A 381-nucleotide genomic window follows, 5' to 3' on the forward strand; every position below is an offset into this window, starting at 1 on the left:
AGTATTATTGGGAGTGTTTCAGCTCAACATGAAGGCTTTCATTCCACTCACTCGTTAAATCAGTTATTACTATCTGTGTTAATCTAGATAGTCTTCTCATTTCATAGTTATTAACTATTTATAGAGAAACGTGTCGCACCGAACCATTCATCGATACCTTTTATAATCTTATATTCGTTTTTTTGGTCACGTGAAGCAACACCACTTTGAACAAAATCATATAATTTTTCTACCTGTACTTTTAATAGTTTGTGCATACGGTGTACACGTTCTACATCGTCGTAGGGTAAGCGCCCAACGCCTTTTCACATTACTGTGATAGGTTTTCAAACGCTCCCCTCCGAACCGTACGTACATGTTTCCATGTATACGGCTCTCCAC

1 pseudogene is annotated in these 381 nt (G+C 38.1%); it reads right to left on the bottom strand.

The window, feature by feature from the left end:
• Positions 1-131: 131 nt before the first annotated feature.
• Positions 132-284: pseudogene (locus ACS2CR_RS34475) on the bottom strand (conjugal transfer protein TraG); the annotation flags it as partial.
• Positions 285-381: the final 97 nt, after the last annotated feature.

This window comes from Bacillus cereus group sp. BceL291, assembly GCF_051776705.1.
GTDB classification, from domain to species: Bacteria; Bacillota; Bacilli; order Bacillales; family Bacillaceae_G; genus Bacillus_A; species Bacillus_A cereus.